Origin of the sequence: Alteromonas sp. 1_MG-2023 (assembly GCF_030547075.1) — a bacterium.
Taxonomy (GTDB): domain Bacteria; phylum Pseudomonadota; class Gammaproteobacteria; order Enterobacterales; family Alteromonadaceae; genus Alteromonas.
Map to the genome: position 1 here is coordinate 1 of NZ_JAUOQH010000018.1, position 20,499 is coordinate 20,499.

A 20,499-nucleotide genomic window follows, 5' to 3' on the forward strand; every position below is an offset into this window, starting at 1 on the left:
ATCCTAACGGATAGCCCTTTTTTTATGTGTGAAAGAAAGTAAATAGCCAATAAAGAACCCCGCTAGCGCGGGGTTTTATAGCAATAGAATTAGTCTAGAACTTTACTGATCCATTGTCTTAATTTCTTCAAAATATCTACGGTATTCCATACGCGTAATAAGTTCGTTGCCATCTTTATCCATAGTCATGAAATCACCTTTAATACCAGCGTTTTCAATTTCACGTTTAGATAGTTCACCATCTTTATTGGCATCGGCTTCATCGAATCGCATATTCGCAGCATCCGTAACTTCTGTGCGTAATGTCTTGTTCTTTTCACTGATCACAGCACCCGTTTCGTCCATGGCATCACCATGTTTCATCGACTGTTGTGTGTCGCTAGTTTTCATTTCAGAACGCATTTCTTTATTTTTTTCACTAATCACATCGCCGTCTGCGCCCATAGAATCCTTTTCAGCAATGGCGGATGTTTTGTCCATTGATTCATGGCTTGCACTGGTTTTCATTTGTGTACGCAGTTCTTTATTTTTTTCGCTAATTACATCGCCATCTTTGCCCATAGCCTCTTTCTCATCCATGGGTTGATGTATTATATCAGCTCTGTCATCGTGGTTTGCTTTCTCTTTAACAACAAGTTCGTCAGCAAACCTTTCAGGCTTCGCTTTTATATAGGCAGTAAACTCAGAGTGGTTAATCATATCATCGCCATCTGAATCTATATTAGACATAGTTTCTTCAGTAATACTTCCCTTAACCTCTTCTTTTGAAAGCATGCCGTCGCCATTTGCATCTAGTGCCTCAAAGTCTGAGGTTATTCTTGATTCATGATGGGCCGCAAGAGCTGTAGTAGACATTACTGCGCCGATAATCATCGCTAAGGTTAACTTTTTCATAATAGATCCCTTCTTTATGTATATGTATAACTGGGTTAAGCAGTAAATAGGTAATGTATGTTGTGGCTCGCGGGCGTTTTCTTAGACGCCGCTGAAATATCAACTAACACTAACTTCGACAAAAATCCTTATTACTACTATTCATGCTTTGTGCCAATGATTAACTATCTGATAAAAATGGCATTTTAGGTATATATGCGGCGTATTAAAGTAAATGAAGTGTTAAAAAGGCATAGGGCGTGAAAAATATGCACCCTTTCAAAGAGTCACTAAACATCGTCCATAAAACGTTGAAAATCACTTTTTTTATTCCTTCATTAATCTTCCTTATGGAATTATATTCAATTAAAACAATGGTTTATTTCGTAAGGTAACCAGAAGGTTAAAGTTGGTTATTTTAAGTAATCTTTGTTCCATCAATAAAGTCAATGGCTAGGGGATAAAGGATGTTTTCAACAATGCTCAGTAAAAACACAGATAAAAACCCAACTGAAAAACTCTTTAACTTTTATCAGGACTCTTCACTTTCGCGCATGATTAATTTTCTCAATGAAGCAATTGTCGTTATAGATGTTAACGGCACTATTGAAATGCTTAACTCTACTACCGCCTCGTTGCTAGGAATAGAAAAAGACAGACTTCTCGGACATAACTTACTTGAGTTAGTTATAGATGATACGGGCAAGTCACAGACCTATGTAATTGAGAGCTTAGATGCAGGCCAACAGGGTTTAATTTCCTCTCCCCCTATGGAAGTTAACCTTCAAGCTGACAGCGACAACAAAACACAGGTATGTGTGGAAATGTCGATATCAACGTTACCAGAAGCATTCTCATCATCTAACACATTGTATCTTTGCATACTGCGTGACCTTACACTTCATAAAGCAGAGTACGGCTCTCTATTGAACAAAGCTAATAGCGACTATTTAACAGGGCTAGCTAATCGCCATCGGTTTGCCGAATACCTTAATATGCAGTGGGATGTTTGTGAGCAAGACGAAGTACCACTAAGTATTATATTTATTGATATCGACCACTTTAAAGACTTCAACGACCAATATGGTCATATCGCTGGAGATAGATGCTTAAAGAGAATAGGGGAAACCATTTCGTTGAGCCTTCCCAATCGCGATACGTTAGCCGCACGCTATGGTGGTGAGGAGTTTGCCTTAGTGTTACCCCGGTGTTCAGCACAGACCGCTCAATTGTTAGCCATACGTATTAAGCGACATATATCGCATCTCAGCACTAGGCAGTTTGCGCTATCGCAGGAGTCAGAATTAACAGTAAGCATGGGTGTGGCAACCCAAATGGAGAATCGCTATAGGGCTAAAGAAGGGTTATTGAACGCTGCTGATACATTGCTTTATCAGGCTAAGTCTCAGGGAAGGGATCAGATTTGTTTTTTGTAAAATAGAGGGCTTCTATAAAAAGCCCTAAATTATTTAACCTGGTTTTTTATTTATAATTTGTGGATCCTGGCTGGTGTACACATTCTTTTTAGGCGCAGTAACCAATTTCATGCAGATGTTTTCAGTAGTGGCATCGGAATCTACAAAGATAATGGTTTGACCATCAGCAGTAATGCTGTACGTAAGGTCATTATCGATATCGCCCGTTACTAAAGGTCCGACAAATTGTAGGTCATTGGAATCTTCAGTAAGGGTATACATTATCATGGTATTTAACTCAGTTACGTTTACGTTTCCTGATGTGGGCGTACCTGAAAGATCGCATATGGTATACCTTGCTGGAGTAGACTTAGTATCGACAGAAACAGTAAATTGATACACCGGTGTTGGGTTGGACATAGTTCTAACTTCCTTTTAAATAATTAAAGTAATAAGGAAAGGCTAATAGTTCGCCTTTTTCTAAGTGGTGATTGTTGCTATCTAATTTTTTGTTTGTACACTTTATAGAAAACAAATAAGGTAGCAGAACCCCTGGGTGTGATGTTTTCTTCATTATTGACGCTGAGAATTTCTTGAGATTCTCACATAAAGTTTGATTGATATTATTGTTATTACGGCTTTGTTGTACAAATCTAGCCAGTGCATTTCGTAGCTTGTTTGCATCATCAACAAAGTTATCTGATGGCTTCAAACCTTTCGAGTTCTCGAAGTCATGATTAGGCAAATTGGCGAGGATTTTGCCAGCTTTACTCCATTCACTATTCAACTGATAATACTCAACCAGATACAATAGATTCCACGCGTCGTTAGAATTTAAAGCAAATTGTTCCGCGCTATCAATATCGATATTTTTTCCTAATTCAGACGAGCTTAGCAGTAACAATATTTCGATATTATTTAAATCTGCCTTCCATTCGCTATTATTGGGGTCTTGAGAGATTGCGGTGTTAATTTTTTGGTAAGCTTTTTCCAATGTTGAAGTGTGTACTGCGCTATGTTTCATATATATCGTTAGTCGCACTTTTTGTACGAGTAGTGCCACATAAGGCTCGATAATAGCTGCATTAGAACTATTTTTTTCATACATCTTTTCAAAAGCTTCGTCAGCCTCCTCGTATAACCCATAAGCTTTTTCATACTTTCCAGTATGAACAGTAGCCGAGGCAATCCACGACAGGGTATCGGCAGCATAAAGTTGAGCGTCAAGGTCGTCAGGGTTTTGTTCAGCGATATATTGTTTGAGCTTTAGTGATGCACTGAAGTATTCAATCGACTTACTAAATTCGAAGTTTTGATATTCAAGAGAGCCCAAAGAATTTTGTGCGTAAGCCACTTCCATCATGGCGTCTGTATTATCTGGGGCTATTGCTAGCATACGTTCGCTGTAAGTTAGGTAACGCTCAAATGATGTTCTCGCTATTCCCATCAAGTCATCATTATAAGCAATGTGGCCCAACCAAAATGCGTTTGCCCCCGCAGTTTTTAGCAGCTCGAAGTGATTAGGCGCGTCACTCAACAGCGCCTTTATTTGCACGTCCGCTTCTTCGTAAGCTTCTTTCGCAGTGTCCAAATCGTCTCTATAAAATCGAACTTCTGCCATAGCTTGCAGTGAAAGCGCATGTTGAAAACGCAGTTCGAAACTAGGTTTTGGCGGGCTAATGGTAAAAAATCCATACTCACTAGATTGCTGGGCTTGTTCAACGTAATGAAGTGCTTGTTCGCTAATACCTTCCAATAAATCCATGCGTTTTACGCTACGCAGTTTGTCGGCGAAGTCACCTATCATGTAACCCATTAAATTTTCAGCTTCTAACCGCTTCCTTTCGGCCAATTGTTGCGATTGCTGACTTTGTAGCATGGCGCCAAACGAAATGATCGTTAAACAGGCAAGGGCTGCAAGAGTAACCCCGCGAATAACCCGTTTGCGTTGCACCGTTTTTTGTGACGCCCTAATTAGCGCTAATTCGTCATTCGTAAGAGTAAGGCTAGTGTCGCCTTTTAACGCCAAAGCATCCGTTAAGGGCTTACCATCGGTAAGTAAAAAAGCGTTGCTCTTGTTATCTTGCAGCCAATGCCTGGTTTGTTGCTCTAGTCGGCCTTTGCTCACCAGCGCGCTTTGGTGCTGCTGGATCCAATCTTGTACCCGCTGCCAACGCCTAAGCACGGCTTCATGTGCTACTTTAAAGCAGGCTTTGTCTTGGTAAAGCTGCGATACAAATAAACGGTGCTCTACCATTAGCTCGACAAAATTTTTCTCGTTATCGTTACTAAGTTCACTCCAAAATGCGGTGCGGCTGGTTAAGTTACTGCCATCTTGGGTAAGCGTTACAATAAGAGGAAGCACGCGGTCGAGTGCGGTTTTTACCAATGCCGACATTTGTAGGTAAAGCTGTTCAGCTTTATGCCCTATAGCGCCTTCTATGCCGCCCAACTGTTTGTAGGTACTAACTTGCAGTAAGTTGTCTGTTCGCTGCAAATACAGTTCTTGTAAGGTGTATTGTAATAATGGAAGGCAATTGGGTTCAGCAGCGGCATCGGTAAGTATAATGTCGTCCAACGTAACGTCGGTATGGCTATCTTCTTCCCACTCTAGCCCTGCGGCAATAGCAGGAAGACGTATCATCTGGCTTAATTCACTGGCAGAGGGGGGCGTAACGTCGAAATGTGCTCCCCGCTCTTTATTTTTCATTAGGGTGGGATATGCAGCTAAGTGATGGTAGAAATCATTCCTACATACTAACAACATCAAAATGAAGCCACTTTCAGCCAATGTTTCAAGCAGCGTGAATACGGCTTGCTTATGGGCGCTATCAACATGGTTAGTGGCCAAATAGGCCTCAAGACGATCGAGTACAATTACATAGCACGGGAAAGCGACGTTGTTGTACTGGCTTGCAGTAGTAAGTTTGGCTTTTGCTATATTGATAACCGACTTGGGGTGACCCTTTAGTTTTGCCGCTAACGAATCTGCACTTTCCCCTTCAAATAAGGGGGCATCGTTAATATCCCAATCCAGCATACAGGCAGCAAGTTCTTCTACAATGTGTGCTGCCTGAATATCTGCAATATCAATACTGGCGTAATCAATGGCATGCACACCATTCGCGCCCTTGTTGTTTAATAACCTAGGTAATAAACCCGCATGCACTAACGAGCTTTTACCTGAGCCGCTAGGGCCGATAATAAGGGTAAAAGGGCGTTTTTTTGTGAATTGGTCCCAAAACCTAGCGAGCAGATTTTTTACTGCTGCATTTCTACCGTAATAAACTTGGCTTTCTTGTTGTGTAAAAGCGGTTAAACCAGGGAAAGGAGATTGACCTTGCCAATCGGTTTCTGCGGCACGTGTTTGTTCATCTTCTAAAAACTGAACATCGGCAATAACCCGATATCCCCGTTTTCGAATGGTTTCTATAAAAGAAGGCGCGCTGGCTTTATCACCCAATGCTTTGCGTAATTGAGTAATCGTTTTATGAATAGGGTTATCGCCAACGGGTGAGTCGGGCCAACATTGAGCAACAATGTCATCGGCGCTAACCACTTCGCCCGCTTGTTGACACAATAGCAATAAAACGTCCATTGCTTTGGGCTCAATGGCGCGCTTGGTTTTACCTAATATAAGGGTATTGGAGGCTGGCTCTACTTGCCAGTCACCCAAATAAAACTGCTTTAACATGTATTAAATTTGCTCAAAAGAAATCAATCAGAACAAACCTAACCTACTTTAGTTGTAAGGTAAACGAGTTACGCTGAGTTAGAGACTACAACGATTCTAAACCGTGACTATAAAAGTTAGCTAAAAATACCTTTAAATTTTAATAATATAAGAAATATTAATAAAAAGTGAAATTTGATCACTGTCCCCTAGGTCTATACTACTACACGTGCTTACCGCACGTTAAAACCAGACTTATACTTTTGAGGGTAGATAAAATGAAACAAATTAAAAAATCTTCTGTTGCTACGGCACTTGGTGCGGTTGTTATTGGCTCGTTGGCATCTACGGTTGCTATGGCTGAAGTTAACCCATTTTCAATGCAGTCATTAGAGTCTGGCTATAGCCAATTCGCTGCTGAAGGCAAATGCGGTGAAGGTAAGTGCGGTGGTGATAAAGCAGCCAAATCTGCAGAGGGTAAAGCAACTGAAGGTAAGTGCGGCGAAGGAAAATGCGGTGGTGATAAAGCCGCTAACATGGCCGAAGGTAAAATGGAAAAAGCCAAAGAAGGTAAGTGTGGCGAAGGTAAGTGCGGTGGCGATAAAGCAGCTAGCATGGCTGAAGGTAAAATGGAAAAAGCCAAAGAAGGCAAGTGTGGCGAAGGCAAGTGCGGCGGCGATAAAGCAGCAAGCATGGCCGAAGGTAAAATGGAAAAAGCCAAAGAAGGAAAATGTGGTGAAGGTAAATGCGGTAGCATGTAAAGCTACGGCAATTGCAGTATAAAAAAGGCCGTCATTCGATGGCCTTTTTAGTGTGAAATTGGGGTGAAATAATGAAACATGTTCAAGGTGCAGGTTTAGGTTTTCGTCGCGAGATGTTAGACGAGTTGCTACCAACATTGCCTAGCGAAGTCGACTTTTGGGAAGTTGCGCCCGAAAACTGGATCCCTTTAGGGGGCACATACGAAAGTCAGTTTGCCCAAAGTATTCAACAGTCGCCTTTTACCACACACGGTTTGTCCCTTTCTATCGGTAGTAGCGACAAGCTAGATATCGAATTTGTTAAAACCGTAAAGCGCTTTTTAGATACCCACAAAATTGATTTATACAGCGAGCACCTAAGTTACTGTTCTGGTAACGGGCATATGTATGATCTTATGCCGATACCGTTCACTGAAGATGCAGTTAAACATGTTGTAAACCGCATAAAGCAGGTGCAAGACATTATCGAGCGCCCATTGGTGCTAGAGAACGTGTCTTATTATTTGGCGCCTGGACAAGAGATGTCCGAACTAGATTTTACCAATGCCGTATTAGCAGAGTCAGGTTGTTCGTTACTGCTAGATGTGAACAACGTCTATGTAAATAGTATCAATCACAACTATGACGCTTATGACTTCATAAACCGCTTACCTAGCGACAAAATTGTATACGGTCATATTGCAGGGCACTTCGATGAAGCGCCAGATTTAAAAGTAGATACCCATGGCGCTGATGTTATTGAGCCTGTATGGGACTTGCTTAAATATGCTTATGACACCCACGGTGTGTTCCCTACATTATTAGAACGTGATTTTAATATTCCCGCTATAGACGTGTTATTAAAAGAAGTGCAGCGTATTAAAGCGATACAAGCCCGGTGTATCGCCAATCACCAAACCGTATTCGAAGGGCAGTCTGCATGAGCGAGAATTTTAAAACCGTTCAGCAAGAATTTGTTAATGCAATTAAAAATCCAGATTCGTTTGAAACAAATGATGCAGACATTAAACGCCGTATGCAAATTTACCAATCCCTGTTTTTTAATAATATTTCAGGTTTTATAAGCACAGGTTTTCCGGTATTTAAATCATTGGTAAGCGAAGAAAACTGGAATGCATTGGTGCGCGCCTTTTTTATTCATCATGAAAGCCGTTCTCCGTATTTTTCAGACATTAGCAAAGAATTTGTAGAGTATTTATCAGCAAGCCCAGAACTCCCATTTCAATTACCAGCATTCGCCGCTGAGCTTGCTCATTATGAATGGCTAGAATTAGATATCAGCATTCGGAAAACTTCTCATGCTTTGGTGTATTTTAAAGCGGGTGAACAAGTAACATTGGTGAGCGTTTCTCCGCTGGCAACCATTGCTTCATATACATACCCAGTTCATTTAATTGGCGTGGATCATATTCCCGAAAACCCCGCACCCGAGCAACAGTTCTATGTGGTGTATAGAAATGAAGAGCAGCGCGTAGAGTTCGTGCATTTGAATTCGCTTACCGCAGTGTTATTGCATACCATTGAACAGCACGAACAAGGCATAGATATAGACGCCTTAGGTGAGCAGCTTTGTAAACAATTAGACCACTTACCAGAACAAACTGTGCTTCAAGGTATGCAGCAAATAGTAAGCGACATGCTGCAAAAAGGTATTTTATTACCTAACTGAGCCGTTTGCTGAACACTAAATCACCAGTTTTTATCTGACACTTAAGTGAAGAAAGGCTAAAGTTGTACGCGGGTGTGTAACTTTGGCTGTTAAATGTTGGGAAAGTAGGCAATTGACCACAATAGCGCTGTCAATCCGGTCTGCTTTCGATTAACATTTACGACCATTTTTTTGTTAGTTAAATTGTTTAGGTAGTGCATATGGCAGACAATTCAGATTTCAAAGAAGTCTACAATAAGTGGTACTTTCTAGCTTCTATCGTAACTTTACTCGCGTTTCCGCTGATGCATATCATCTGCGGCTGGTTTACCTTCTGGTTATAACGCAGACATTCAAGGCATAATTGTGACTGCACAGTATATAAAATCAGTTGTTAAAACCGTTCCTGACTATCCAAAGCCAGGTATTTTATTTAGAGATGTTACTAGCGTACTAGAAGACCATAAGGCTTTCAGTAGTTGTATCGCATTGTTGCTTGAAGAATTCCAAGACATGGGATTCAACAAAGTAGCAGGAACTGAAGCGCGCGGATTTTTATTCGGCGCACCACTGGCCATTGAGATGGGCATTGGTTTTGTTCCAGTAAGAAAACCCAACAAATTACCCCGTGAAGTGGTGAGTGAAACTTACGACTTGGAGTACGGTACTGATACGTTGGAAATCCATAAAGATGCTATTCAGCCAGGCGATAAAGTGTTACTTATCGATGACCTGTTAGCAACGGGCGGTACCATCGAAGCATCAGCAAAGCTCATCCGTAGACTAGGCGGAACAATTGAACATGCGGGCTTTGTTATTGGCTTACCTGAACTAGGTGGCCGTGAAAAGTTAACCGCGATGGGTATTAAAAGCTTCACGCTTTGTGAGTTCGACGGCGAATAAGGATATAAATACAGGCAATGAGTTATCAGGTATTAGCACGTAAATGGCGCCCGGGTAAGTTTAGTGAACTCGTAGGGCAGGAACATGTTGTTTCAGCTATTTCGAATGCGTTAGATAACGACCGCTTGCACCACGCGTACCTATTTACAGGTACGCGAGGGGTAGGTAAAACCACCATTGCTCGTATATTTTCCAAAAGTTTAAACTGCGAAGAGGGGCAGGGGTCTAACCCTTGTGGCCAATGTAATACCTGTAAAGAAATCGAACAGGGTAATTATGTTGATTTGCTTGAAATTGATGCGGCATCACGCACGAAGGTAGAAGATACCCGAGAGTTGCTTGATAACGTTCAATACAAGCCTACCCGCGGCCGGTATAAAGTGTACCTTATTGATGAAGTACACATGCTCTCTAAGCACAGCTTTAACGCGTTACTAAAAACGCTAGAAGAGCCACCGCCTCACGTTAAGTTTTTACTGGCTACTACCGATCCACAAAAGCTCCCTATTACTATTTTATCCCGATGCTTACAGTTTAATTTAAAAGCATTGTCGCGAGAGCAAATAGTAGGGCAGCTTAACCATATTCTAGAACAAGAAACCTTACCCTTCGAGCCGCAGGCGCTAGCGCTGTTAGCCCGCGCTGCACAGGGGAGTATGCGTGATGCCTTAAGCTTAACCGACCAAGCTGTTGCACAAGGTGGTAATGCGGTTAACGCATCAGTGGTTACCGACATGTTGGGTTTGATGGATAAAAACCAGCTTGTGAAGTTATTGCATGCGGTGGTGAGTAAAACCCCTGCAGATGTAATGCAACTGGTTCAGGATATGTCTGAACAAGCACCTGATTACGATCATGTGCTTGCAGAGCTAGGCAGCACGTTACATCAAATAGCGTTAACCCAATGGGTACCTGAAGCCTGTAAATTAGAAACGACTTCAGCTAAGGCTATTTACCAACTTGCTAAATCAATTTCTGCTGAACAAGTGCAATTGTTATATCAAATTGCGCTGCAAGGAAGAAAGGACTTACCTTTCTCATCAGACGGCAGGAGCGCATTAGAAATGACCTTAATGCGTATGATGACATTTGCACCTAGCACCCCTTTGGCTGATGCGCCTTCTGAAATAGCTGGTGGTACGGTTGATAGCTCATTGCCTATTGCATCGGCGGAAAAAAAAACACTAATTTCTGAGCCAGAAGCGCAAAGTACGAACAATGCCGCTAGCGCGAATTCTACCGCTAGCGCCAACAGCACTGACAGCCCTGAGCTTAATAGCAGCCTTGAGCGTGAAGACAGCCCTGAGCGCGTTAACAGCCAAGAAATGACTGACAATACAGAAGCTATGTCATCCTCTCGCGATGAAAAAGCTTCGAATCACGAACAACCCGCTGATAGTAACAACTTAGCAGATGCAGCAAGTGTTACTGAGTATGCGGAATACGCGGAATACGCGGAAAATGACGAAGCATCATCACCGACAGGTTTAGCAGATTCAGCCGCTTCACAAAATCAAACGCAAGAACAAGAAACCATACCTGATAAGAGTGAGGCGCATGACAAAGTCGTTTCTCAACAAGTGGACCCTCTCGAACAGATAGACTCGCCCGAGCAGCTAGAACAATCGCGAGCGCATTCAGAAGAAATTCAGCCTGCAGTAAATGATCAACCGGCAGGTGATCATTTATCTTCAAAAGAAGATGGTCAGCAAACCCAAAGCTTGTCACCAGTGCATACACCTTCAGACTCGGCACCGTTTAATGACATGCCGCCTGCTGATGCTTATATGGACGATATGCCACCGCCTTACGATGACGAGTCGTCATTTATGTCGCCTGATTTTGCCGATGCTCAGCTTTCAAACGCACCGCTATCAGATGAAAGGCCTGATTCTCAAGATACTCTCTTTGCTTCTGAGCAAGCTGCTACGTCAACGCCCACGCCAGAGGCGCAGCTGACATCCACTGCAGATATGCTCGCGCTACGACAGCGTCTAAAGCAAAAGCGTGATGAAAGCGCAGAACAAGCTGCGAAGAAGCCTGAAGCTAAGAATGAAACTACTAGCTTTGTAGATAGAATGAGTAAGGCGTCTAGCCAAAGTTCCCCTGAGCCTTCCAGCGAAGCTCAAGGTGATGAACAATTTAAAGGCGAGCCTGACGAAGCTGCTGCTTCCGTCGACCCGTCGTATAACAACTCTGCTCCGTCCATTGCTCCGGCAACTGCGCCTTCGAGTTCTGCTAGTTCAAATTCAAATGCAAATTTAAGCGCTGCCTCTAACACTACTTCAAATGTTAGCACTCAAAATCATAGCGATATGCCACCTTGGGATACCGGTGTGCAATATAATGACGAGCCGTTTGCTGCCAACGAGCCCGATACCCGTTTTGATTCACCAATGTCTGATGCGCCGCAGTATAGTGGCAATAGCGAGCCTACTTATAACGAATCAGATCAAACCGAATCTGCAGCTCATGAACCAGGGCCAAACGAAGCCCGTAATGAATTGAGTTATGAGCCAGTAAATCAATTTACTAGTCAATATCAAGGTCAGCTAGCCGCTTACCTAGATGATGGCAGTAAGCTCGTTCACGCGAGCCAAATTGATAAATGGAGCAATGACGTAGAGCAAATGCCTATTGCAGGTTTGCTCAAACAATTAGTACTTCATGCATCTTTTTTACGAAATGATCAGGGTATAACGCTTGAAATTGATAACAGTCAGGCGCATCTATTAAAAGACAGTGCAAAACAACAGTTGCTTGATGTATTGCATCATAGTTTTGGCGAAGGGGAGAACATTACCATCACCCTTGGTTCGCCAAATCAAACGCCTTATGCGTTGCAACAAGACATTATTGCTATGCGCCAGGCGCATGCACAATCGGTCGTACATACCGACGAAACGATACAAGCGTTGTTATCAGCGTTCGACGCATCAATAGTGGCCGACTCGGTTAAATCGCGATAGCAACATTAACTAACACTAAGACACAGTGAGAAAAAAATATGTTTAAAGGTGGAATGGGCAACATGATGAAGCAGGCTCAGCAAATGCAAGATCGTATGCAGAAAGTGCAAGACGATTTGGCTAAGCTGGAAGTCACAGGTGAAGCCGGTGCAGGCATGGTTAAGGTAACCATGACATGCAACCACAACGTTCGCCGCGTAGACATTGACGACTCGTTAATGGAAGACGATAAAGACATGATTGAAGACTTGGTTGCCGCCGCATTTAACGATGCCGTTCGCCGCGTTCAAGAAACCAGTAAAGAAAAAATGGGTGATGTTACTGGTGGAATGTCGCTTCCTCCAGGTTTCAAAATGCCGTTTTAGGCAATCTTCAATATATAAAGAACTTTCATTTTCGTAAAGCGCTAGCTCTACTGAATATGGTTCGAAAAAAAAGCTCAAGAAATTAATTCTTGAGCTTTTTTTTATCAGTCTTTTTTCCAAATTTTGCTGTGTATATACACCGTAGCATTGTGTATTACTTAACGGGCACCAAAAGTAGATTCACTAATGTTTGCTGGTCAGGGAAGCCCGTAACTGCAATACCTTTTGCTTGTTGATATTGGGTAATAGCCTTCACATAAGATGCGTTAAATTCGCTTTCAGCTATATCAACATTATACCCGCTCGCTTTTAAAGCCTCGGTGGTCATATCAAGCACGCTTTGATAAATGTAAATTGTGCTGTCGTTAATCGTCATTTCGATAATATCTGAACGTGCCGCCAAGCGAGTTGGTAAAAACGCTTTTAGCATGACATTAGTGGCGTCCAAAAATTTTTGCTCTGGGTTATCGGTGCAATGCTTATTTAGCATCAACAGCATCAGTTCAGTTGTTTGCCATGGCGTTACATCAAACGTTTTTTGCTGTAGGGCATTAAACGCCGTTATATAACCTTCAAGCCAACCGCCGTACAAATACGTTTCAGAGCCTTGTTCTGCATAAGTACTTGTAAAGGCTTCACAACTGCGCTTTGCCGCGCCTTTTGTATTAAATGCGCCTTCACTGTCTGCCGCTTGGGCGGAAAACGACAGCAAAATAACGCTAAGGCTTAGTACAAACTTCATCATGCAATTTACTTTCGGGGTGCAATGAGCACCCCTCTCCATTACTTTGCGATTAGTGGTAATTAGTGGCGTTTAAGTTTTGCGCTAGCGAAAATTTTCGCAAACGCGTGCTTACGGCTGTTATCGCTTGTGCTTGCGTGCTAGCGAAATACCAATAAGAGAAAGCAAGAATATAGCAATCGATGATGGCGCTGGCACGCTAGTGGTAGAGGTTATAATAGCAGCTTGCGACACTGTGTATGAACCCGTATCTTCAAACGAAACACCGGTAACGAACGCTGTTGCGTCAGTGGGATCTAACATTAGGTCTTCATTAATGCCCGTTAATGTGAATGTTGTAACAGGGAAGGAGAAGTCTAGGGTTTGACCCGCCATTAGTGCTTCGGTGTACTCGACACCTAATGAGTCAGTAATGGTAATTAAATAACCATCGGGATCATTTACGCTTAGTAAAGTCGGAGCTGTAACACTGGCAAACTGGCCACCATTGCCAGCAGTGTAGGTGTAGCCTGTCGATACATCTGGGTCGAACCAAATTGTTTCGCCAGCATCAACTTCAGGCAAGGTGAATACAAACTCACTGTCTGAATCTGTTTCATTACCCTCATCAGGCATTAGTGGTGTGAATTCCGACTCACCATTTTCTACATCGAAATTACCGAAGCTGCTTAGATATACTGTAGTATCAAACGCAGTGTCCGATGCATCAGCTAATAACATGGTAAAGGTATTTCCAGTACTGCCTGGCTCTACGGGAATATCGAATTGTATAAGCGGAATACCATTTGGCGCTAATAAACCATTTAATTCAGTGCCTTCAATTGCTTCGAAGTCAGGGTGGTCTATTGAAATAGGCTCAAATACGCCGTCTACGGCAAGTTCTGCCACAGGTGCAAAGGCTACATTCGCACCGTTAAACAGTAAGGCAAATCCATCAGTGAATGAACTATCAACATAATCTGGAAATTCTTCCGAGCCGAAGGCTGCAATAAATGACACAGTATTAACATCATCAGATACATCGAAAGTAATATCTAATTGAACAGCGTCATAATGCTCCGTTTGTTCGGTAATCGGAGTCAGAATTGAATTTTGAAGTTCAGTTGCCTGAAAACTCGCTAGACTTTCTGAATCGGCAAAGCCAAGTTCTGAGGTGAAGTCTATTTGAGAGTTTAAACCATCCGAATAGTTAGCAACATCTCCAGTACTAAACACTATACCGCCTGCACTGGGGAGGCCGTAGGTTCCTGATGCGTTAAGATAGGTTCCTGCTTGTCCAAATTGACCCGATAGCGATTGGTCGGTAATAGTTAGACCTGAATTGTTAATAAACAATGCGTCGGTTAAAAATTCGGCAGAGTCACTGCTTTCTATAACAATAGCATTTGCATATTGAGCAGAAAATAAAACGCTGAGTGTAAAGGTACTAATTTTTATAATTTTTTTTGAGATAGGCATTTACTACATCCCTGATGAGCTTGAAGTATCTTATTCAAGCAAGTTGATCTAATTATAGTTTCAAACGAAGCTCAGCAAGAAATTGGCCAACTATTAAGTTGTTGTTTTAAAATTAAATTTTTATTTATTGTCATCGCTATGTAAAAATAACTGACAATAAAAGCGGTGGAGACCAAACTTTTCGTTTTTAAGCGTTTAGGCAAAATAAACGTGAATAGCTTAAAAAATGAACTTTTCTGTCGGAGGTCATTATTAAGAATAGTTTTGTAATGGGCTATAGAGTGTTAAACCCGGCTTTGTATAAAGTAAGTTATGCTTTTGTGCAGCCTAGCTTTATCAACAGTTCAAGCGTAATTACTTTCAATATTACAATATCAGCACCTTCACCGGATTGGTCAGTGCGTTCAGCATAAAACGCTTTAGTTATGGTAGACCATCAGTAATAATACATCCCATCTTAACGTTCAGAAATATCATCATTTTCATGCTGAAAAAAAGTATTATCCTGTCGGTGACGGTAGTCGCTGTTGTAGCCATTACTCTATTTGGCATTTCTATTCACAGGCTATATAGCAAAAAACAATTATCCGTAGATCCTAAGTTAAATGAAATCTCTGGCATCGAGTACGATAAAAAGGGCTTCCTTTGGGCTATTAATGATAGTGGGGATGATCCTAAGCTATATCGTTTGGACGACAAAGGTGACATCACCAAAGAGGTCATGGTAGCCAATGCTAAAAATATTGATTGGGAAGACATTACCCAAAATGACTTCGGACATTTTTTCTTAGGCGATTTTGGTAATAATGATAACGATAGAAAGTGGCTGACTATTTATAAAATAGAAAACCCTATCGATATTAAAACCGAGTCGACGAACGCTGAAATCATCAAGTTTACGTATCCTGAAATGGACGGAAAAACACCGGTTAAGCCGAATGATCGTAATTTTGATTTAGAAGCCTTTGTTGCATTGGGGCGCCACCTTTACCTATTCACCAAAAATAGAACTGAGCCTTTCGACGGTATTACCAACGTGTATAAAGTGGGTGATCACGCGGCTAATTTCGATGCCGAGTTAATCGACTCTTTCAAAACCTGTACTACCATGGAAAAACTGTGCTGGATAACGTCTGCGGCGTTAAGCCCTGACAGAACTAAGCTAGCGCTATTGGATTCCACCAGTATTTGGTTATTCGAAAACTTCAAAGGGGATAAGTTCTTCTCTGGCGATGTTTACCGCATCGATTTAGGGTTAATTACGCAAAAAGAGGCGGTCACTTTTAAAGACGACAACACGATAATATTTACTGACGAGAAGTTTAAAGGTATTTTCGGCGGCAACGCGTATGTAATTAAACTCGATGAAGTTCATAAAAAGTTGATTCGAAAGGCGAAAAAACCAAAAGAACAAATAATTGAGTCAAACTAGCCTGTGGTAAACCTTTGTTGTGAATGTGCAACAAGAACCTTTACGGAGTAACATTCGTAGTTGTTTCGTAATTCGATTTAAAATGATAAGTAGTTTGTATGAAGTTTAGCCCGTTACTGAATGAATTAATTCAAGCGTTAACTTGCCTGCCAGGGGTAGGGAATAAGAGTGCCCAGCGTATGGCGTTTCACCTTCTGGAGCGCAACCGTAAGGGCGCGATAGATTTAAGTAATGTGTTGCACAACGCTATGGAGCACATCCATCACTGCAAACGTTGTAGAACGTTTACCGAAGATGAATTCTGCGAAATTTGCCTACATCCCGAAAGAGAAGCAAGTGGCTTATTGTGTGTTGTAGAAAGTCCTCAGGATGTTTTAGCAATCGAGCAAACCCTTAGTTATAAAGGCCAGTACTTTGTATTAATGGGGCATTTGTCGCCTATCGATGGCGTTGGCCCTGAAGAAATAGGGCTAAATGAATTAGAAACGCGCTTTGAAGCGGGTGGAATTAACGAAGTTATTCTAGCCACTAATCCGACTGTTGAAGGCGAGGCTACCGCGCATTATATAGCCCAGCTTTGTGCGGCGCATAATGTTGAAGCTTCTCGTATTGCTCATGGTGTGCCTGTGGGCGGCGAGCTCGAATATATCGACGGTAATACCCTTACTCACGCCTTTTCTGGTCGCCGCAAACTTTAAATTGCGGCGCTTCCTCAATAATATTTTTTCTCATTGCTGTTGAAAACTGCTAGTTCGGCCTTACCTGTTTGAAAGTAACGTGATCCATTCAACGAGGAGATATTGGATTATGGCTGAAGCAGCCCATAAAGAAACCCACGGTTTTCAGACGGAAGTAAAACAACTTCTACATCTGATGATTCATTCTTTGTATTCAAATAAAGAAATCTTCCTACGTGAGCTTGTGTCAAACGCTGCCGATGCAGCAGACAAGCTACGTTTCCGCGCACTAGAAAATGACAGCCTTTATGAAAATGATGGCGACCTAAATGTAAAAATTAGTGTTGATAAAGAAGCGGGCACGGTAACTATTGCTGATAACGGCATTGGTATGAACCGCGACGAAGTGATAGCCAACTTAGGTACTATCGCAAAGTCGGGTACAAAAGATTTCTTCAGTAAGCTTTCTGGCGACAATGCAAAAGACTCACAACTGATTGGCCAGTTCGGTGTTGGCTTTTACTCAGCATTTATCGTTGCTGACAAAGTAACTGTTCGCACTCGTGCCGCTGGCGCAGATGCATCAGAAGGCGTCGAGTGGATTTCTGAAGGCGAGGGTGAATTCACCTTAGCAGAAATCAACAAACCAACTCGTGGTACTGAAATTGTATTGCACCTTCGTGAAGATGAAAAAGAATTCGCTGATGATTGGCGTTTACGTTCAATTGTAAGCAAATACTCAGACCACATTAGTATTCCGGTTAAAATGTGGAAAGAAGAAGTGCCTGAAAGCGAAGGCCCTGATGGCGAGAAGACGCCAGCACAGCCAGGCGAGTGGGAACTGGTAAACAAAGCTACTGCTTTGTGGACCCGCGAAAAATCAGATATTTCTGATGAAGAATATAAAGAATTCTATAAGCACATTTCTCACGACTTTGCTGACCCATTCGCATGGGCACATAACAAGGTTGAAGGTAAGACTGAATATACAAGTTTGTTGTACATTCCATCTAAAGCCCCGTTTGATATGTGGAACCGCGACCAAGCACACGGTTTAAAATTATATGTTCAGCGCGTTTTCATTATGGATGACGCCGAGCAGTTTATGCCTAATTACTTGCGCTTCGTTAAAGGCCTTTTAGACAGTAACGACTTACCGCTTAATGTGTCTCGTGAAATTCTACAAGACAACAAGGTAACCCAAGCATTACGTCAGGGGTGTACTAAGCGTGTACTTCAAATGCTTGAGAAAATGGCAAAGAACGATGCTGAAAATTACCAGTCATTCTGGAATGAGTTTGGGAACGTACTGAAAGAAGGTCCTTCTGAAGATCATAACAACCGCGAAAAAATCGCTGGTTTACTTCGCTTCTCATCCACCAATAGTAGCTCTGATGCACAAACTGTGTCGTTGGCAGATTACATTGAACGCATGAAAGAAGGCCAGGACAAGATTTACTACGTAACGGCAGACAGCCTACAGGCTGCTAAGTCTAGCCCGCACCTAGAAATCTTCCGTAAGAAAGGCATTGAAGTATTGCTAATGGGTGAGCGCATTGACGAGTGGTTAATGTCGCACTTAAGCGATTTCAACGAAAAGCCGTTTGAATCTATTGCGAAAGCAAACTTAGATTTAGGCGACCTTGAAGATGAAGATACTAAGAAAGCCCAAGAAGAAGCAGAGAAAGAAGTAGAAGGTATTGTTGAGCGTGCTAAAGCAGCCCTTGGCGATAAAGTAGTAGACGTTAAGTTTACCCACCGTCTAACTGATTCTCCGGCGTGCATTGTTGCTGATGACAACGGCATGACCACACAGATGATGAAGTTGATGCAAGCTGCAGGTCAGCCTGTACCTGACGTTAAGTATCTATTCGAGCTTAACCCAGAGCATGCTTTGGTTAAAACCCTTGCCGAGACACAAGATGAAGACTTGTTTAACCAATGGGTTGGTGTGTTATTTGACCAAGCGGCATTGTCTGAACAGGGTAGCTTAAAAGACCCTTCAGCGTTTGTGCAAAACTTGAACACTTTATTAATGAAGTTAGCTAAATAAGCTTCAATAATTAAAGTTAAATAATATAAAACGGGCGTAATGCCCGTTTTTTGTTTCTAGAGTCTTTAAAGTTATTTTGCGCTGTAATTTATGCTATATTTTAGGCGTTTAGCTAACTTAATTCGGTACATCTAAAAGAAAGCCGTGAGTTAAGACCAAAGTCGGATTTTATAGCGGGTCATAAGTAGTATATATATTCATCATAAGTGTTTAGTTTCCCTCTTCAGTGGGGCTTATACTTGTCACTGTGGTGCTGAATGTGTAAAGTGCCCCAAGTAAAAAAGTTCAAAATCATAAGCGGAGAACGCACTCATGCGAATTATTCTTCTCGGCGCTCCTGGCGCGGGTAAGGGCACACAAGCTCAGTTTTTAATGGGCAAATACGGGATCCCCCAAATTTCAACCGGTGACATGCTTCGTGCGGCTATTAAAGCGGGAACGGAAATGGGCCTTGCGGCCAAGCGTGTAATGGATGAAGGTAAGCTGGTATCTGACGAAATCATTATCGGGCTAGTAAAGGAGCGTATTGCTCAAGACGATTGTAAAGATGGTTTTTTGTTAGACGGTTTCCCTCGTACAATTCCTCAAGCTGATGCAATGAAAGAAGCCGGTGTTTCTGTCGACCATTGTATTGAGTTTGATGTACCAGATGATGTGATTGTTGAACGTATGGGCGGTCGTCGCGTACACCCTGCTTCAGGTCGTGTTTATCACGTTGTTTATAACCCGCCTAAAGAGGAAGGGAAAGACAACGATACTGGTGAAGACCTTATCATCCGTGATGACGATAAAGAAGAAACCGTTCGTAAACGCTTAGCCATTTACCATGAGCAAACCAAACCTTTAGTTAATTACTATAGCGCTGAAGCTGATGCAGGCAACTGTGAATACCACAAATTAGACGGCACACGCCCAGTAGATGAAGTAAGCGCAGAGCTTGCAGAACTTCTAGGCTAGTTTAGCTTCTTATTTGTAAAGGCCGCTGTAGCGGCCTTTTTTGTTACTTGTATGTTATAAGCGAATAGCGTTTAATATTTGCAGAATAACTAATATAGATGTGGAGCTAACTCATGGTATTACCTATTACGGCGTTTTATGCCAGTTTGTTGGGGATTTGCTACCTATACCTATCCTTCTTAGTAATAGGAATAAGGCGAAAACACCAAATTAGTCTTGGTGATGGAGGCCTAGAAGATTTAAAACGATTAATCCGTGCTCATGGTAATTTTAGTGAATATGTACCAATTACTTTAATCATGCTAGCTTGTTTTGAAGCAAATACTGGACAGGCTTGGGGCGTGCACGTATTAGGTTGCGGATTACTATTCGGTAGGTTGTTGCATGCGTTTGGTTTAAGGCATCATGATGGAGCTAGTTGGCAACGTCTAGTGGGTATGGTTTTGACTTTCTTATCTATGTTAGTGACAGCTATAGCTAACTTAATGCTTATTCATTTTGGATTGTGATCGCCCTATATACAGGCAATCTCCGCGTCTTTTAATGTCTAAAATATGAACATTGTTTTGGTAT

The 20,499-nt window shown here is 42.1% G+C and carries 17 protein-coding genes; 12 read left to right on the top strand and 5 right to left on the bottom strand.

Annotated elements, in window-relative coordinates; translation table 11 throughout:
- Window positions 1-102: 102 nt before the first annotated feature.
- Window positions 103-894: an EF-hand domain-containing protein gene (locus Q4561_RS16355; protein WP_303462084.1), complete on the bottom strand. Its 792-nt coding sequence runs from the start codon at window positions 892-894 to the stop codon at window positions 103-105.
- A gap of 458 nt (window positions 895-1,352) precedes the next feature.
- Here Q4561_RS16355 and Q4561_RS16360 point away from each other — a divergent pair, with 458 nt between their 5' ends.
- Window positions 1,353-2,309 carry a GGDEF domain-containing protein gene (locus Q4561_RS16360; RefSeq protein WP_303462086.1) on the top strand — a complete coding sequence of 319 codons (957 nt, stop codon included), beginning with the start codon at window positions 1,353-1,355 and terminating at the stop codon, window positions 2,307-2,309.
- A 33-nt stretch (window positions 2,310-2,342) separates the two neighbouring features.
- Here the strand turns inward: Q4561_RS16360 and Q4561_RS16365 are convergent, their stop codons facing one another.
- Window positions 2,343-2,708, bottom strand: a complete 366-nt coding sequence (locus tag Q4561_RS16365) for a DP-EP family protein (RefSeq protein WP_303462088.1) — start codon at window positions 2,706-2,708, stop codon at window positions 2,343-2,345.
- A gap of 4 nt (window positions 2,709-2,712) precedes the next feature.
- Complete coding sequence (locus tag Q4561_RS16370) at window positions 2,713-5,982, bottom strand: winged helix-turn-helix domain-containing protein (protein WP_303462090.1); 3,270 nt, start codon at window positions 5,980-5,982, stop codon at window positions 2,713-2,715.
- 257 nt (window positions 5,983-6,239) lie between these two features.
- On the opposite strand from Q4561_RS16370, the gene Q4561_RS16375 reads away from it, so the two are divergent.
- The 6 genes from Q4561_RS16375 to Q4561_RS16400 all read left to right on the top strand — a co-directional run bounded on the left by Q4561_RS16375 (window position 6,240) and on the right by Q4561_RS16400 (window position 12,607).
- Window positions 6,240-6,722, top strand: coding sequence for a hypothetical protein (locus tag Q4561_RS16375; protein ID WP_303462092.1), 483 nt, complete (start codon window positions 6,240-6,242; stop codon window positions 6,720-6,722).
- A 71-nt stretch (window positions 6,723-6,793) separates the two neighbouring features.
- On the top strand, window positions 6,794-7,645 hold the full coding sequence (locus Q4561_RS16380) for a DUF692 domain-containing protein (protein ID WP_303462094.1): 852 nt from the start codon (window positions 6,794-6,796) through the stop codon (window positions 7,643-7,645).
- A complete protein-coding gene (locus Q4561_RS16385; RefSeq protein WP_303462096.1) occupies window positions 7,642-8,391 on the top strand; it encodes a DUF2063 domain-containing protein in 750 nt (249 codons plus the stop codon). The genes Q4561_RS16380 and Q4561_RS16385 overlap by 4 nt, the downstream gene beginning before the upstream one ends.
- A gap of 345 nt (window positions 8,392-8,736) precedes the next feature.
- On the top strand, window positions 8,737-9,273 hold the full coding sequence (gene apt, locus Q4561_RS16390) for an adenine phosphoribosyltransferase (RefSeq protein ID WP_303462099.1): 537 nt from the start codon (window positions 8,737-8,739) through the stop codon (window positions 9,271-9,273).
- Between the two features lie 17 nt (window positions 9,274-9,290).
- Complete coding sequence (gene dnaX, locus Q4561_RS16395; protein WP_303462101.1) at window positions 9,291-12,242, top strand: DNA polymerase III subunit gamma/tau; 2,952 nt, start codon at window positions 9,291-9,293, stop codon at window positions 12,240-12,242.
- 38 nt (window positions 12,243-12,280) lie between these two features.
- Window positions 12,281-12,607, top strand: coding sequence for a YbaB/EbfC family nucleoid-associated protein (locus tag Q4561_RS16400; protein WP_062087580.1), 327 nt, complete (start codon window positions 12,281-12,283; stop codon window positions 12,605-12,607).
- 154 nt (window positions 12,608-12,761) lie between these two features.
- Here Q4561_RS16400 and Q4561_RS16405 read toward each other — a convergent pair whose 3' ends face one another.
- Window positions 12,762-13,352: a peptidoglycan-binding domain-containing protein gene (locus Q4561_RS16405; protein ID WP_303462103.1), complete on the bottom strand. Its 591-nt coding sequence runs from the start codon at window positions 13,350-13,352 to the stop codon at window positions 12,762-12,764.
- Window positions 13,353-13,469: 117 nt separating this feature from the next.
- The gene (locus Q4561_RS16410; RefSeq protein WP_303462105.1) at window positions 13,470-14,807 is read right to left on the bottom strand and encodes a choice-of-anchor L domain-containing protein; all 1,338 of its coding nucleotides are present in this window, start codon (window positions 14,805-14,807) and stop codon (window positions 13,470-13,472) included.
- A 484-nt stretch (window positions 14,808-15,291) separates the two neighbouring features.
- Here Q4561_RS16410 and Q4561_RS16415 point away from each other — a divergent pair, with 484 nt between their 5' ends.
- From Q4561_RS16415 to Q4561_RS16435, 5 genes are all read left to right on the top strand, one after another.
- Complete coding sequence (locus Q4561_RS16415; protein ID WP_303462106.1) at window positions 15,292-16,239, top strand: hypothetical protein; 948 nt, start codon at window positions 15,292-15,294, stop codon at window positions 16,237-16,239.
- Window positions 16,240-16,337: 98 nt separating this feature from the next.
- Window positions 16,338-16,937 carry a recombination mediator RecR gene (gene recR, locus Q4561_RS16420; RefSeq protein ID WP_303462107.1) on the top strand — a complete coding sequence of 200 codons (600 nt, stop codon included), beginning with the start codon at window positions 16,338-16,340 and terminating at the stop codon, window positions 16,935-16,937.
- Window positions 16,938-17,046: 109 nt separating this feature from the next.
- Window positions 17,047-18,969 (top strand): molecular chaperone HtpG, encoded by a 1,923-nt coding sequence (gene htpG / locus Q4561_RS16425; protein WP_303462108.1) that lies wholly within the window; start codon window positions 17,047-17,049, stop codon window positions 18,967-18,969.
- Window positions 18,970-19,281: 312 nt separating this feature from the next.
- On the top strand, window positions 19,282-19,926 hold the full coding sequence (adk, locus tag Q4561_RS16430; protein ID WP_013783409.1) for an adenylate kinase: 645 nt from the start codon (window positions 19,282-19,284) through the stop codon (window positions 19,924-19,926).
- 113 nt (window positions 19,927-20,039) lie between these two features.
- Entirely contained in the window at window positions 20,040-20,435 is a 396-nt protein-coding gene (locus tag Q4561_RS16435; RefSeq protein WP_303462110.1) for an MAPEG family protein, read from the top strand.
- The last annotated feature ends 64 nt before the right edge of the window (window positions 20,436-20,499 follow it).

Bases quoted from the DNA above. Each gene is read 5' to 3' on its own strand.
- Q4561_RS16355 (WP_303462084.1), bottom strand. From the start codon at position 894: ATGAAAAAGTTAACCTTAGCGATGATTATCGGCGCAGTAATGTCTACT.
- Q4561_RS16360 (WP_303462086.1), top strand. From the start codon at position 1,353: ATGCTCAGTAAAAACACAGATAAAAACCCAACTGAAAAACTCTTTAAC.
- Q4561_RS16365 (WP_303462088.1), bottom strand. From the start codon at position 2,708: ATGTCCAACCCAACACCGGTGTATCAATTTACTGTTTCTGTCGATACT.
- Q4561_RS16370 (WP_303462090.1), bottom strand. From the start codon at position 5,982: ATGTTAAAGCAGTTTTATTTGGGTGACTGGCAAGTAGAGCCAGCCTCC.
- Q4561_RS16375 (WP_303462092.1), top strand. From the start codon at position 6,240: ATGAAACAAATTAAAAAATCTTCTGTTGCTACGGCACTTGGTGCGGTT.
- Q4561_RS16380 (WP_303462094.1), top strand. From the start codon at position 6,794: ATGAAACATGTTCAAGGTGCAGGTTTAGGTTTTCGTCGCGAGATGTTA.
- Q4561_RS16385 (WP_303462096.1), top strand. From the start codon at position 7,642: ATGAGCGAGAATTTTAAAACCGTTCAGCAAGAATTTGTTAATGCAATT.
- dnaX (WP_303462101.1), top strand. From the start codon at position 9,291: ATGAGTTATCAGGTATTAGCACGTAAATGGCGCCCGGGTAAGTTTAGT.
- Q4561_RS16400 (WP_062087580.1), top strand. From the start codon at position 12,281: ATGTTTAAAGGTGGAATGGGCAACATGATGAAGCAGGCTCAGCAAATG.
- Q4561_RS16405 (WP_303462103.1), bottom strand. From the start codon at position 13,352: ATGATGAAGTTTGTACTAAGCCTTAGCGTTATTTTGCTGTCGTTTTCC.
- Q4561_RS16410 (WP_303462105.1), bottom strand. From the start codon at position 14,807: ATGCCTATCTCAAAAAAAATTATAAAAATTAGTACCTTTACACTCAGC.
- Q4561_RS16415 (WP_303462106.1), top strand. From the start codon at position 15,292: ATGCTGAAAAAAAGTATTATCCTGTCGGTGACGGTAGTCGCTGTTGTA.
- recR (WP_303462107.1), top strand. From the start codon at position 16,338: ATGAAGTTTAGCCCGTTACTGAATGAATTAATTCAAGCGTTAACTTGC.
- htpG (WP_303462108.1), top strand. From the start codon at position 17,047: ATGGCTGAAGCAGCCCATAAAGAAACCCACGGTTTTCAGACGGAAGTA.
- adk (WP_013783409.1), top strand. From the start codon at position 19,282: ATGCGAATTATTCTTCTCGGCGCTCCTGGCGCGGGTAAGGGCACACAA.
- Q4561_RS16435 (WP_303462110.1), top strand. From the start codon at position 20,040: ATGGTATTACCTATTACGGCGTTTTATGCCAGTTTGTTGGGGATTTGC.